Source organism: Microvirga sp. 2MCAF35 (genome assembly GCF_052115545.1).
Taxonomy (GTDB): Bacteria; Pseudomonadota; Alphaproteobacteria; order Rhizobiales; family Beijerinckiaceae; genus Microvirga.
In genome coordinates, this window is record NZ_JBFRGW010000026.1 from 1 (window position 1) to 12,903 (window position 12,903).

The window sequence follows — 12,903 nt, forward strand, 5'->3', positions numbered from 1 at the left end:
CCGGGAGCACTGGAGGAGTTTGCGCCAGCGTCTGGAGAGAGGCCGCCGCGCGCGAACCCTGCGCACCCGCTTTCGACACGATCCCGCTGCCTACCTGGCGGCTCTCGAACAGCAGGTCTGCCAGCTAGCTTTGCCGTCCTAGAAAAAAACGCTGCGGGCCAGCGAACAAGGACGCGCCGACGTACGCCAGGCGCGCGAGCACTGGCACACCAAGCGCCAGCCGCGCATGCAGCAGGAGCCGCATCGGCTCGTGTTTCTCGATGAGACCGGCACCTCGACCAAGATGACGCGCCTGCGCGGTCGCTGTCCCAAGGGGCAGCGCCTGTATGCCAAGGCGCCGTTCGGCCACTGGCTGACCCAGACCTTTGTGGCGGGGCTCCGCTACTCCGGGCTGACAGCTCCCTGGGTGATTGATGGGCCGATGACCCGGCAGATCTTTGAGACCTATGTGGAGACCCAACTCGCCCCGACCTTGTCCAAGGGCGACGTGGTGATCCTCGGCAACCTGCCGGCGCATAAAAGCGATAAGGCCGCGTACTGTCTGAAGCAACGCGGCGCCTGGTTTCTGTTCCTGCCACCCTACAGTCCAGACATGAACCCGATTGAGCAACTCTTCGCCAAGATCAAAGCGCTCCTGCGCAAAGCCGAAGCCCGCACCTTTGACGCACTCTGGCGGGCCATTGGCGACATCTGCGATGGGGTCGAGGCTGAGGAATGCCGCAACTACTTCACCGCGGCCGGTTATGGATTCGTCTGAACCACCGTTGCTCTAGACGTAATAGAATGTGATCGATCTCCCTCCCATTTCCTGTGCCGTGACATTCATGTCATAGACGTCTCGTATAACGTCGCACTTCATCGTCTCGTCGGGTGTCCCATGCCCGATGATTGCTCCGTCGCGCATGGCCACGATGTAATCCGAGTAGCAGGATGCAAAGTTGATGTCTTGGAGGACGAGGACGATCGTCTTGCCGAGATCGTCTGCGGCCCGGCGCAGCAGCTTCATCGTGCTGCCGACCAGCGGCACGGTCAGGACCGAGCGCATGGCCACGAGGCGGAGGATGCGCAGGAACAGGGCGGTTCCGGCCAGGGCAAAACCTGCGGCCACCAGCATCTTGCCGACTCGAGCGTTCCGGCCGTGGACGGCTCGACGAAGCGGTTTTGTGTCAGCATCTGCATGATCAGCCCGGCCACCGCCAGGGCCATGCCGGCCAGGATGAGGGCAATGGTCCAAGGAATGCACGAGACCACGAGGATCTGAACGGTACGGTTGCCCTCCTGTGGTGAGAGGAGGGTCGTAAGCGACAGGTCGCTCGCTCCGATCAATAGGCTGATCGGAGCCAGGATCATTGCGGCTGCCAGGGCGAGGAGGGGTCTCAAGGGTGCTCGAGCTTCAGGCGGGCCTTCGACAGGCCTGGGGTTCCACACGCAAAAGGCGGATCGCTCAGGGAGCGACCCGCGGTCGAACCGTATCGGCCGGATGCGGCTTACTTCTTCGTCACAGCTTGGCAATCTGATCAACACCGGCCTGAAGGGCCGTAAGTCCCCCGCCAAACAGATACCACTCGACCGGATCGAGATAGACGACCTGGTCGTCCTTCAAGGCTGTGGTCTGGGCGACGAGTTCGTTGTCCAGCACCTTCTTGGCCGCGCCGCCATCGCGGCCGACCACCACGTCCCGATCGATCACGAACAACCAGTCCGGATTGGTCTTGAGGATGAACTCCGCCGACACGGCCTGACCGTGATTGGTCGTGGCCAATCCCTCGACTGCGGGCACGATTCCGAATTCGCTATGGAGGATCCCGAAGCGCGAGCCGGGTCCGTAGGCGCTCATCTTGCCCACCGTCGTGAGGACCAGAAGGCCCTTGCCGGCTTTGGCGATCTCCTGGCGAAGATTGGCTATGGATGTCTCGAGCTTGGCCAATTGGCTTTGGCCTGTTTATCGAAGATCCTGCCGAGAGTCTCAACATTGCGTTTCACGCTGCCCATGAAGTCCTTGGGGTCGATCATGAGATCGATCCTCGGATGCCGCAGCATGACGATTTTCGGTGCGAGCCGCAACGTCGCCGAGGCGACGCCTATCCGCTCAAGCACATCTCTTCGTCTTGCGGACGGTGCGGCGGAAGATCTCTTCGTTCCGGCGCAGCCGGAGCCGAAAGCCCATGCTCTGACGGGAATGACAAGCCTCGAGTATTGGCACGGCGTGTGGGAGGGTACCGTTTGGGACGAGCGTGCCGTTGCCATTATTACCTATACCGTAGCCGTCGCACTTCTCACGATGAACAAAAGTGCGAAAACCCTCGAAGGGCATCAGAGGATCGCGCAAGAACTCTGGAGCAATCGCAGAAGAGGTTTCGCGTGTGGGAACCGGGACAGGATCGGACCATAGGATTTGACAGCGGTTCCGCCGTGGATCCAGCCGGAAAGCAGAAGTTGTTTTGCTGCCCTTCACGGGAGAAAATCGGGTCCACTTTTCTGCAGGATGCGCTAGGCTTTGCGAAGATCACCTGGATTGGGGGCCTTCATGACCGGCTATGGCGACACCTACTATGCCCGCACACTCGCGGATGCTTCGCAACGACCTCCGCTCGCGGGGACGGTCGAGGCCGATGTCGCCATCGTCGGGGGTGGGCTCGCAGGTCTCACGGCTGCTCTCGAACTGGCCCGGGCAGGCCGATCGGTCGTGGTTCTGGAAGCCGAGAGGGTCGGCTGGGGAGCATCGGGGCGCAATGGAGGCTTCGTCGGTCCAGGTTATGCGACGAGCCATGCCAACATTACCCGCATGGTTGGAAGCAAGCAGGCTAAAGCTCTGCACCAGCTCTCGATCGAGGGCGTGCGGATCGTCGAAGGAAATCTCACCGAGCTCGGCATGGCCGAGAACAAGCGTGTCTATGGCAAGATGAGCGTGCTCCGATATCACGATCCCGACGGCCTCGCGCGCCAGAGCGAGATGCTGAAGAAGACCTTCGATTACCCCGTGGAGGTGATGCAAACCGACGCCGTACGAGCCGTTTTGAATTCACCGAAGTACTTTCAGGCGCTTTACGATCCGGCCTCCTTTCACTTCCACCCCCTCAATTATGCTCGGTCTCTGGCAAAAGCGATCGAAGGCCTGGGGGGGAGAATTTTCGAAGGCTCGCGCGTAACCGGCTGCGATTTCGACGGTGCGGAGAAGGTCGTCAGGGCAGAACGTGGAGACGTCAGGGCGCGTGACGTGGTCCTAGCGGGGGGTGGTTATACGGACAATCTGGTACCCCGCTTGCGCCGCAGCATTCTGCCAATTTCAACGTATGTTCTTCTGACGGAATCGGCACCGGAGCGCATCGCACAGGCGGTACGCACGCCGATGGCGATCAGCGACAACCGGCGTGCGGGGGATTACTATCGCATCGTCGACGAAGGCGCGCGGCTTCTCTGGGGAGGACGGATTACGACGCGCACGACCGAGCCGCGACGTCTCGCGGACATGATGCAGAATACGATGGTCTCCACCTATCCTCAGCTCGCGGGCGTGCGTGTGGAGACGGCTTGGTCGGGCCTCATGGCCTATGCCCGTCATCTGATGCCTCTCATCGGAAAGCTTCAGCCGGGCGTCTGGCATGTGTTCGGCTTCGGCGGGCGCGGCATGAACACGACGGCCATCGGCGGGCGTGTGATCGCGGAAGGAATTCTCGGCACGAGCGATCGCTACCGCCTCTACGAGCCTTTCAGTCTCGCCTGGAATGGGGGGCCGTTCGGGGTCGCTGCGGCGCAGCTCACGTACTGGACCTATCAGGCACTGGATCTTGCAAAAGAGCGTCGGGCGGCACGGGCCGCCTGAACTGCTCTACAGCATCGGACCCAAAAGTGGATTTGCACTTTTGGGATCCATCCGATGCTTTTTCTCTTGGCTGGCGCATCGGATGGAGCGGACCCGCAGGGCCGCGTCAGCGAATACCGGGTCCACTTTTCCGTCCGATGCGCTAGTCGTGGCCGAGGCGCATGCGCCGCTCCAGGAACCGGCTGTACGCTCCCATCCCGTAGGAGAACACCAGGAACACGAAGGCTGCGAAGACGTAGCCTTCGAGAACGGCAATGCCGACCCAGTTCGGATCCGTCATGGCCGTACGAACGGTGGACAGAAAGTCCAGGAGGCCGATGATCGTGACGAGCGTCGTGTCCTGGAAGAAGCCGATGGAAATGTTCACCAGCGGCGGGATTGCGATCTTCAGGGCTTGAGGCAGGACGACGAGGCGCATGGCTTGCCAGTAATGCAGGCCCATCGCGCTGGCGGCTTCATGCTGTCCTCGGGGAATGGCCTGCAATCCGCCACGGACCGCCTCCGCGATATAGGCAGCTGCAAAGATGATGATGGCGATCTGCGCCCGCAGCAGCTTGTCTACCGTGATCCCGCTCGGCATGAAGAGCGGCAGCATCACGGATGCCATGAACAGGATGCTGATGAGCGGAACGCCACGGATCACCTCGATGAAGATGATGGCGATCACCCGGATCGCCGGGAGCGTCGAGGAGCGGGCCAGGGCGAGAACGACGCCGAGGGGGAAGCCGAAGGCAAGGCCGATCGCTGACAGCAAGAAGGAGAGAGGCAACCCGCTCCACTGCGTCGTCGGCACATGGGACAAGCCGAACACGCCGCCGCCAATCAGGATCGCCGTCGCGACGATCGTGACGCCCCAGAGCACGAGAAGATTCCTGCTCCAGAAGCGCGGGATCATAGTGATTCCCATGGCGCCCAGAAACAGAACCATGGCTACCAGCACGCGCCACTGCTCGTCATAGGGATAGACCCCGAAGATCATGAAGCGCAGCTTCGCTTCATAGAACGGCCAGCAGGCTCCGTTCCCCACCTTGCAGGCTTGGGTCCCGCCTTCCGTGACCGCCCGGGTCACGAGCCACCCATAGGCACCCTTGGCTCCAAGCCATAGGACCCACAGGCAGGCCAGCGTGATCACCGCATTGACAGGAGTCCCGATGAGAGGCTTGAGCGTGCGACGAAGGAAACGGCGCCCGATGTCCGGCTCCCGTCGAACCGGCATCTTCAGTTGGGCTTCGGCGATGTCGGTCGCGGTCGTCATGGCCTAGCGCTCCTTCAGCGCGACGCGGCTGTTGTACCAGTTCATGAACAGCGAAATCATGATCGACAGGCCGAGATAGACGAGCATGAAGATCGCAATGCCCTCGATCGCCTGTCCGGTCTGGTTCATGGTCGTGTTCGAGACCATGACGAGATCCGGATATCCGATCGCGATGGCAAGCGACGAGTTCTTGAACAGACTCAGATAGCTGCTGGTCAGCGGCGGAATGATCACGCGCATCGCCTGAGGAAGAATGACGAGGCGCATGGTCAACCCATCGCGCAGGCCCAGCGCGCGAGCGGCCTCCCACTGCCCTTTGCGGACGGAGAGAATTCCGCTTCGCACGATTTCCGCGATGCCCGCGGAAGCGGAAAGAGCAAGGCCTACGAGCAGGGCGGTAAATTCCGGCCTGAGCTGTGCGCCTCCGGTCAGACGGAAGCGCCCCTTCTCCGGAAGGCTGACCGTCAGATCGGGCTGCACGATCAGAAGCGCGAGCATCGGGGGGACTAGAAGGGCCAAGGCCACCCAAGGCCATGTCGTTCGCATCTTGCCTGTGCTGATCCGCTGGGCCATCGCGCGGCGATGCACGAAAACGCCGAGAACACCTCCGAGAATAAGGGCCAGAAGAACGAGCGTATGGGCGCTGGTCCATAGGAGGGACGGCACGGTCAGGCCGCTGTTGCTCAGGAAGACATGGGGCAGAATCTCCCATGCTTCGCGCACGGCTGGGAGGCTCGTAACGATCAGGGCATACCAAAGGAAAAGATAGAGGAGCAGAGGTACGTTTCGCAAAGCCTCCACGTAGAGAAAGGCCAGGAGCGCCAGCAGCGGGTTGCGGGAAAGGCGGGCGATGCCGACAATAAGCCCGATAATCGTCGCGAGCACGACGCTCCAGGCCGAGACCCAGACCGTGTTGACGATGCCGGCCAGGATGGCTCGCCCATAAGTATCGGTGGGCTTGTAGTCGATCAATGTCTGGCTGATCACGAAGCCCGCTTCGCGGCTCAGATACCCGAAACCCGTCGCGATATTCTGCTCGGCCAGCTTCTGCGATACGTTCGAGAACAGATAGAGTCCCAGGAGGACGATGCTTCCGACGGCGATCACCTGATAGAGGATCGCCCGAAAACGCAGATTGTACAGGAGCCTTGTCCCGCTCACCGCATCGGCGCGCATGATAATCCTTTCCGGATAGAACTGAGGGGGAAACGGGTGGCCCTGCGACCACCCGTCGATCTCAGACTACCGGAACGGCGGCGCGTAAAGCAGGCCACCCTTGGTCCAGAGCTCGTTCGGTCCGCGCGTCAGGCCGAGACGGGTCTTGGGACCGAGGTTGCGGTCGAAAACTTCGCCGTAGTTGCCGAGGGATTTGATGATGTTGTAGCCCCATTTGTTGTCGAGGCCGAGCATCTTTCCGAAGTCGCCATTCACGCCGAGCATACGCTGAATCTCGGGATCCTCGCTCTTGAGATACTCATCGACATTCGCCTGGGTGACGCCCTTCTCCTCCGCACCGATGAGGGTATAGATCGACCAGTTCAGAATATCGCGCCAGTTCGGATCGTTCTGGCGAATCGTCGGCGCAAGCGGTTCCTTCGAGATGGTCTCCGGCAGCACGACATATTGGGACGGGTCGTTGGCGATTGCGCGCACGGAAGCGAGATCCGAGCGATCCGTCGTGATGGCATCGCAGCGCCCGTTGAAGAACGCATTGCGCCATTCGTCGGAGTTCTCGAACACCACGGATTCATACTTGATGTTCTTGGGCCGGAAGTAATCCTCCAGGTTTTGGAGGGTCGTCGTTCCAGGCAGCAGACAAATCGCCGCGTCGGCGAGTTCGCTGGCGCTCTTCACATTGAGCTTTGCCGGAGCCATCAGGCCTTGGCCGTCGTAGAATACCACGGGCCCGAAATCGAGGCCAAGTGAGGCGTCACGCGAGAAGCTCCAGGTGTTCTGGCGCGAGAGGATGTCGACTTCCCCGGACTGAACGGCCTGGAAGCGGACATTGGTGTTCAGCGGAACATACTCGACCTTGTCGGGATCGGCGAAGATTGCGGCCGACACGGCACGGCAGATGTCGACATCGAAGCCACGCCGAACGCCTTTGTCGTCGGCATAGGAGAAGCCGGGAGCGACGGGGGACACGCCACACAGGATCTTGCCGCGCTTCTTGACCGTATCAAGGGTCGATTGAGCCGATGCAGGTGCGGCGGTAACAGCCGTGACACCGGCGATGAGGCCGAGTGCAAGCCACCGGCCTATGGTTTTCGATTGAATCATTGTACTCCCTCTTTTCCTGCGCCTTATTTGGTCGCTGTGTGTCAAGCTAGACCCGAAACAATCAAGGATTCAAGGACAGAATTTCCTAGCGGAAGGCGTTTGAGATCTTGCTGATCGACTAAAAGGTATGCAAACTCGCCCGCCGTCGACTGCAGCGTCAGCTGCACCCGCCCTTGCCGCGCGAGTGGTCCATGCCCATCCTGCCCAAAGCCGATATCGTCCTCACAAACGGCCGCGTCTTTCGCGGATTTTCAGAGCAAGTGACCGAAGCCGTCGCCCTATGGGCCGGGCAGGTTCTCGCGGCCGGGTCCGCAGCCGACATGGAGCCCCTCATCGGACCGTCGACCCGGGTGATCGATTTGCGAGGCCGCCTCGCGACCCCCGGACTGTGCGACTCGCACATGCATCTTCTTCCCTATGGCGTGATCATGGGACATGTGGACGTGCGCGCATCCTCCACGCCGACACTTGCGGCCTTGCTCGGCAAGGTTCGGCAGCGCGCCGCCGTCACGCCGCCGGGGCAGTGGATTCAGGGGCGTGGATACGACCAATTCGAACTCGACGTGAGGCGCCATCCACTCCGGGAGGAACTCGACGCGGCGGCGCCCGATCACCCGGTCGCGATCGTGCGGGCCTGCGGCCATGTGACGATCTGCAACTCGAAGGCGCTGGAACTGGCGGGTATCGACGAGATCACGCCCGTTCCCCAGGGAGGCGCCATCGAGCAGCGGGACGGGCGGCTGACCGGCCTGCTGGCCGAGACCGGGCGCGACCGCCTCAAGGCGGTGTTGCCGGAGCCGACGGACCAGGAACTCGTTCAGGCCATCGACGATGCCGGCCAGGCATGCCTATCCTACGGCATCACCAGCGTGATGGATGCAGGCGTCGGCATGAGGGCAGGATACCGCGAGGTTGCCGCCTATCGTACGGCGCAGCGCCTCCAGCGGCTGCCCGTTCGGACGACCCAATGCCTTCTTGGCGGGCCGGGGGGCATCGTGGAGCAGGCCTATGCGGACGGCGTGGTGACGGGCGCGGGCGATTCCATGCTGCGCGTGGGACCCGTGAAGATCTTCACCGACGGCAGTGCGGGCGGGCGAACCGCCGCCATGAGCGAGCCTTATCTCGGAGAGCCCGAGACCAACGGCCTGATGCTCCTGCACGACAACGAGATGAACGATCTCGTGCATGATTATCACGCAAAGGGGTATCAGCTTGCCGTACATGCGATCGGCGATGCCGCCATCGAGCAGACCCTCAATGCCTTCGAACTCGCTCTCGAGGCGATGCCGGACCCGGACCGCCGTCACAGGATCGAGCATGCGGGCTATGCGAGAGCCGACCAGAATGCCCGCATGAGGCGCCTGGGTGTTCAGCCCGTGCCGCAGCCGGTGTTCATCTACGATTTCGGCGATCTCTATGTTTCAGTGGTCGGCGAGAGGCGGGCGAAGCCCTCCTATCCGCTCAGGACCTGGATCGATCTCGGCTTCAAGCCCGCTGCCGGCAGCGATGCGCCGGTTTGCGACATCAATCCCTTCCCGAATTTCTTCTCCATGCTGACCCGCAAGACGGCTCATGGCACGGTCATGGACGAGCGGGAGGTGGTATCCATCGAGCAGGCGATCATGGCCTTCACGGAGTTCGGCGCCTATGTGAACAAGGCCGAGCATGAATGGGGTCGTCTCGTTCCCGGCCTTGCGGCTGATGTTGCGGTCTTTTCCCGCGATCTCCTGACGGCGTCCCCTGAAGAGATTCTGCATGATACCCGGTGCGATCTCACGATTCGCGGCGGCGAAATCGTGTTCGACCGGTATGGGGAGACGGCTCGCTAGATCCGATCGGCCGAACCAACGGCATTCGAATTGAAAAAGGCCTCGAAATCATTCGGGGCCTTTCGTCTTTCGGACTTTGCTCTCGACGCAGATCAGTCCCGAACGGGAAAGACCCTGGGGCTCAGCTCCTCGAGACCGCGCCCAGCCCAGTCCCGTTGCGGCGCAGCCGCAATGGCTTCGGCCTGCCCGTTGCGCAGCATTTCGAGATCTTCGCCGATGTCGAAGTCGAGAACCTCGCCATCCTTCACGACTTGGCGGCCGTCGACGTAGACATCCTTGATGGCTCTGTCATTGGCTGAATAGACGAGGCTGCGAACGGGCTCGTAATCCGGCTGCATATAGGGATTGCTCATGTCGACAACCGAGAAATCCGCTTTGCAGCCGGGCGCGAGGCGTCCCAGATCGGGGCGGCGGATCATGTCGGCACCGATGGCCGTGGCGGCCATGAACGCATCGTGGGTCGTGGCGGCCGTGAAACTGCCTCCCACGATGCGGCCGGCATAACAGGCCATACGCAGTTCATCGAGCATGTTGTGCGGGAAGCTGTCCGTCCCGATGCCGCAGCGGATGCCAGCCTTCACATAGCGGGTCAACGTGTTCAGGGCGATACCGCGGCGCGCGAAGACCACAGGGCAATGCGCCACCTGGGCGCCGCTGTCACGCAGGCGCTCGAAGTCGTTGGCATGGGGCCAGTGCAGCCACGGATGGTCGTTCAGGAAGATGCAATGGCCGATGATCGTGTCGGGACCCAGCGCTCCGATCTTGTCCAGCCATTCGATGGGCGTGCAGCCATAGCGGCGCATGATCTCCTGGAATTCCACGATGCTCTGCGCCGCATGAATCTGGATCGGCTGGCCCCGCTCCCGTGCCGCATCGAGCGCGTCTCGGATCTGACCCTCGGTGCAGGTATCGATCTGGGCCGGGCCGATGAAGCCCGTGATGCGCCCACTCGGGTGCTTCGAGGCGGCATCGGCGATCTCGATGGCCTCGCGCAGCAGCCGGTCCCCGGTTGCCGGATCAAGGTCGTACTCCACCGAATGGCCGTTGGTAGTCTTCCACGGGCCGGACCGAAACATTCCCCAGAGCACGGCACGGATGCCGGTCTCCGCATATTCATCGGCCCATGTCGTGCGGGGGCGACCGAGATCGCAGATCGTCGTGACGCCGCTTTTCAGGAGTTCCGAGGTTGCCACGCGCAGGGCAGGGCGCGTGTATTCGGGACCGATCTGGAAGACCGGCATGAACTCGTAGAGCGAGCTCTGCCCCAGGCGTGGGCTGCCCAGCTCCTCCAGCATACCTTTCCAGCCTGGCTCGTGTCCGGGATGACTGTGGACATCCACGAAGCCCGGGATGATCATCATCCTACCGGCGTCGACTTCGGCATCGAAAGGGCCGGAATAATCCTTGCCGACATGGACAATGTCAGAGCCTCGGATCACGAAATCCGCGTTGCGGAGATAGACATGGGATCGGACGGCTTCGTCCCAGGCTACGATCCAGTCGCAATTCCGGAAAAGGGTCGTCTTGACGACAGGGCTAGTCATTTTCAGACTCCAAGGGGCAGAGAAGATGCGTGATCTGTTCAGGATGCGAGTGCCTGCGAGAGGCGGACATGGCCGACCGCCATGGCAACGGCGGCCTGAGTCGGCTCGACGACGGGAATGCCGACTGCGCTTTCCAGGGCGGCACGGTATCGGGCCATGCCGGCGCATCCCATGACCAGAACGTCGGATCCGTGCACGTCCTTCAACGTCCGCCCGACCTGGACCATGCGATTCAACGTTCGATCTTCGTCCGAGAGTTCCGCAACGCCGAGCCCGATCGGCAGATCGGCCGCGAATCGGTCCATGACGCCCATCGCGCCGAAATAACGAAGATGCCTCGGAATGGATGTGGGCAGGATCGCGATGACACCGAAACGCTGGCCGAGGGTGAGTGCCGCCAGCACGCCGCATTCGGCGATGCCGAAGACGCGACGGTGGCTCTGCTCGCGAAGGGCGTGGAGGCCCGGATCCGAAAAACACGCGATGACGAACGCGCCCGCGCCCGCCTCCAGGTCGGCCGCCTTGCGCAGGATCGGCGTGACGACACCGTCTACGTCACGCTGAGACTGGATGCCAGGCGGTCCTTCGGCCAGGGAGAGGCAGACGATGTCCGGTCCATCGGCACTTCGCAGGGGAGCCACGGCCTTGTCGATCTCTGCCGTGACAGTCTGGGACGAGTTCGGATTGATCACATAAACGGGCGAGTCCATGATCGTCTTATCCTTGGCGGGCAAGCGGCAGGGAATAGGGGGCGAGAACGGATAGGGGACGGCCCTGCGGATCGTCCCGCTCAGCCCTTCGACTGGCACGCTTCTGCGCATCCTGCAGTTCTCGCACTGCGCCCTCATAGTCGAGATTGACGACGCGGCGGTTCTTCAGGACAGCCTGTCCATCCACGTAAACGTCGCGGACGGCGCGCTCCGCAGCACAATGGATCAGATTGCGCAACGGATCGTGAATCGGTTGCATGGCCGGATGGCTCAAATCCACCAATGCCAGATCCGCTTTGGCGCCGGCCGCCAGACGGCCGATGTCGTCGCGGCCGAGGGCTCTCGCTCCGCCCGTCGTCGCAACCGCGAACAGGCCGCCCGTATCGAGATCGAAAACGCTGCGGCCGGAGATGCGTGAGCAGATCAATGCCTCCCGCATCTCTTCCAGCATGTTGAACGGGTAGCTGTCGGTGCCGAGCCCGACGTTGACGCCCGCACGACGATAGGCACCGAGGCTTTCCAGGGTCATGCCGCTGCGCGCGAAGGTGACGGGGCAATGGGCGACCGATGTTCCGCTTCCGGCGAGCCGTACAAGGTCATCGCGGTTGCGCTGCCTTGTCCAGGAATGGTGATCGAGAAAGATGCAATGGCCCAGAATCAGGTCCGGTCCAAGGACACCGAGGCGCTCCAGAAACGCCGGGGCGGTCTCGCCCGTACGACGCAGCAATTCCTCATGCTCGGCCATGGTCTGGGCCGCATGGATGGTGATGCGCATTCCGCGGCGGCGCGCCTCGGCGACGGCTTCCTGGATCAGCTCCTCGGAACAGGTCTCGATCTGCGACGGGGCGATCACGCCATCGATGCGGCCGCTGGGATGCGCGCGGGCTTGGTCGACGAAAGCCAAAGCTTCGGCATATCGCTCCCGCCCTTGGGCCTTGTTCCAATCGAAGTCGAGGCGATGGCTCCCGGCCATGCGCCACTGCGCTTCACGGAAGCCGGGTGCGAGATAGGCCCGCAATCCACTTTCGGCCGCTAGGGAGAGCCATTTCGGGGAGGGCGACGCGATATCGAGATGCGTGGTCACGCCACTGCGCATCAGGTCGCTCAGCATCACCGTCTGGCAGGCGGCCTTGGCGTCCGCGTCGGCATCGATCAGGGCTGAATATTCATAAAGAGCATTGCCCCAGAGGACGGCCGTTCCGACATCCTCGAACAGACCCTTGGCAATTGGCTCGTCGCCGGAATGACAGTGAATGTTGACGAGGCCCGGCATCACCATGATGCCCGCGCCGGCAATCTCTTCGTCGGCATGGTCCTGATAAGCTGGGCCGACATACAGGATGCCGGAGGTCGAGAAGGCGATATCGGCATCGCGCATGTAGACGTGCTGCGAGGTGCTCTCGTCCCATGCAACGGCCCAGGCCGCTTTCCGAATAACCTTGATTGTGCCAGTCATGATGGG

General features: G+C 62.1%; 10 protein-coding genes and 2 pseudogenes. 4 read left to right on the forward strand and 8 right to left on the reverse strand.

Translation table 11 applies throughout. The features are described 5' to 3' along the window. Window positions 1–142: 142 nt before the first annotated feature. Window positions 143–757, forward strand: a pseudogene (locus AB4097_RS14055) (IS630 family transposase); the annotation flags it as partial. A gap of 255 nt (window positions 758–1,012) precedes the next feature. Here AB4097_RS14055 and AB4097_RS14060 read toward each other — a convergent pair. Together AB4097_RS14060 and AB4097_RS14065 are read right to left on the reverse strand one after the other, a co-directional pair. Further along, window positions 1,013–1,350 (reverse strand): annotated as a pseudogene (locus AB4097_RS14060) (iron chelate uptake ABC transporter family permease subunit); the annotation flags it as partial. Window positions 1,351–1,498: 148 nt separating this feature from the next. Continuing rightward, the gene (locus AB4097_RS14065) at window positions 1,499–1,927 is read right to left on the reverse strand and encodes an ABC transporter substrate-binding protein (RefSeq protein ID WP_442040539.1); all 429 of its coding nucleotides are present in this window, start codon (window positions 1,925–1,927) and stop codon (window positions 1,499–1,501) included. A gap of 111 nt (window positions 1,928–2,038) precedes the next feature. Here AB4097_RS14065 and AB4097_RS14070 point away from each other — a divergent pair, with 111 nt between their 5' ends. Further along, complete coding sequence (locus AB4097_RS14070) at window positions 2,039–2,392, forward strand: hypothetical protein (protein WP_442040541.1); 354 nt, start codon at window positions 2,039–2,041, stop codon at window positions 2,390–2,392. A gap of 135 nt (window positions 2,393–2,527) precedes the next feature. Next, window positions 2,528–3,823 (forward strand): NAD(P)/FAD-dependent oxidoreductase, encoded by a 1,296-nt coding sequence (locus tag AB4097_RS14075; protein WP_442040543.1) that lies wholly within the window; start codon window positions 2,528–2,530, stop codon window positions 3,821–3,823. Window positions 3,824–3,965: 142 nt separating this feature from the next. Here AB4097_RS14075 and AB4097_RS14080 read toward each other — a convergent pair whose 3' ends face one another. The 3 genes from AB4097_RS14080 to AB4097_RS14090 form a co-directional block, all read right to left on the reverse strand. Further along, window positions 3,966–5,078, reverse strand: coding sequence for an amino acid ABC transporter permease (locus AB4097_RS14080; protein WP_442040545.1), 1,113 nt, complete (start codon window positions 5,076–5,078; stop codon window positions 3,966–3,968). Window positions 5,079–5,081: 3 nt separating this feature from the next. After that, on the reverse strand, window positions 5,082–6,254 hold the full coding sequence (locus AB4097_RS14085; RefSeq protein WP_442040547.1) for an amino acid ABC transporter permease: 1,173 nt from the start codon (window positions 6,252–6,254) through the stop codon (window positions 5,082–5,084). Window positions 6,255–6,320: 66 nt separating this feature from the next. Further along, on the reverse strand, window positions 6,321–7,358 hold the full coding sequence (locus AB4097_RS14090; RefSeq protein WP_442040549.1) for an amino acid ABC transporter substrate-binding protein: 1,038 nt from the start codon (window positions 7,356–7,358) through the stop codon (window positions 6,321–6,323). A gap of 191 nt (window positions 7,359–7,549) precedes the next feature. On the opposite strand from AB4097_RS14090, the gene AB4097_RS14095 reads away from it, so the two are divergent. Then, on the forward strand, window positions 7,550–9,187 hold the full coding sequence (locus tag AB4097_RS14095; RefSeq protein WP_442040551.1) for an amidohydrolase: 1,638 nt from the start codon (window positions 7,550–7,552) through the stop codon (window positions 9,185–9,187). A 92-nt stretch (window positions 9,188–9,279) separates the two neighbouring features. Here AB4097_RS14095 and AB4097_RS14100 read toward each other — a convergent pair whose 3' ends face one another. Genes AB4097_RS14100 through AB4097_RS14110 form a run of 3 tightly spaced genes read right to left on the reverse strand, consistent with a single transcriptional unit; the run spans window position 9,280 to window position 12,897 of the window. Beyond that, on the reverse strand, window positions 9,280–10,731 hold the full coding sequence (locus tag AB4097_RS14100; RefSeq protein WP_442040553.1) for an amidohydrolase family protein: 1,452 nt from the start codon (window positions 10,729–10,731) through the stop codon (window positions 9,280–9,282). Window positions 10,732–10,769: 38 nt separating this feature from the next. Beyond that, the gene (locus tag AB4097_RS14105) at window positions 10,770–11,441 is read right to left on the reverse strand and encodes an aspartate/glutamate racemase family protein (protein WP_442040555.1); all 672 of its coding nucleotides are present in this window, start codon (window positions 11,439–11,441) and stop codon (window positions 10,770–10,772) included. 7 nt (window positions 11,442–11,448) lie between these two features. Beyond that, window positions 11,449–12,897 (reverse strand): amidohydrolase family protein, encoded by a 1,449-nt coding sequence (locus AB4097_RS14110; RefSeq protein ID WP_442040557.1) that lies wholly within the window; start codon window positions 12,895–12,897, stop codon window positions 11,449–11,451. Between the last annotated feature and the right edge of the window lie 6 nt (window positions 12,898–12,903).